Genomic DNA, 810 nt, shown 5'->3' with positions numbered 1-810 from the left:
CTTACAGCAACCAAGGTTTGAACTCATCACTATTTCTGTAAAAAGATAATCTCTAAACAGAAAAATGTGAGCTCTGGTTTTTCGCCGGATTCGCTCTTTATCTCTACTTAAGAAAGTAGAAACAAACTAATACCAAGAACACTTGAATGTGTTTTTAATTTGTTTATCTAAAGATAAACAAAAGATATTAAGAACTTTTAAATTTTGATTTAACTTAATTACAGCCTGAGCTGTTTTATTTTTACTTTTTCAAAAGTAAAAATAAATTAAGCTAAATCAGTCAGCTTTCCAAATTGTTAAAGAGCTATATAAGATCACTAACATTGTTAATGATAAAATACTTTTTAAGCATTTTCAGACGCAAAAAATCCGAACCTAGGTCAACTTCTTGAACTGGTTTGGAATCCTTCCAAAAATATTTAAAGAGTATATCCATATGAAATGGTGGGCGATACCGGGCTCGAACCAGTGACCCCCTCCTTGTAAGGGAGGTGCTCTCCCAACTGAGCTAATCGCCCACATAATATTTCAATTTACTTCTGACTCTATCAGAAATAAACCCATTCTCTGTGGAAAGAATGGTGGGTCGTGCAGGATTCGAACCTGCGACCAATTGATTAAAAGTCAACTGCTCTACCAACTGAGCTAACGACCCTAAGTGGTATCCCGTAGGGGAGTCGAACCCCTGTTACCGCCGTGAAAGGGCGGTGTCCTAGGCCTCTAGACGAACGGGACACTATGAAGGTGTCGGGCACCTTCAAATCTCTTTATTTTTCAACCTTCGCAATCTGTGTGAACACTCATAAATCG

General features: G+C 37.8%; 3 tRNA genes. All 3 read right to left on the bottom strand.

What is annotated here, in order from left to right:
- Positions 1-442: 442 nt before the first annotated feature.
- Positions 443-518: transfer RNA gene (locus PVK62_RS17380), tRNA-Val, on the bottom strand.
- A gap of 61 nt (positions 519-579) precedes the next feature.
- Positions 580-655: transfer RNA gene (locus tag PVK62_RS17375), tRNA-Lys, on the bottom strand.
- A 4-nt stretch (positions 656-659) separates the two neighbouring features.
- Positions 660-735, bottom strand: a tRNA-Glu gene (locus PVK62_RS17370).
- Positions 736-810 lie beyond the last annotated feature (75 nt).

Origin of the sequence: Aliivibrio sp. S3MY1 (assembly GCF_028765575.1) — a bacterium.
Lineage (GTDB): Bacteria > Pseudomonadota > Gammaproteobacteria > Enterobacterales > Vibrionaceae > Aliivibrio.
The sequence above is the reverse complement of the archived record's forward strand: the minus strand, read 5'-3'. Positions and strand labels throughout refer to the sequence as shown.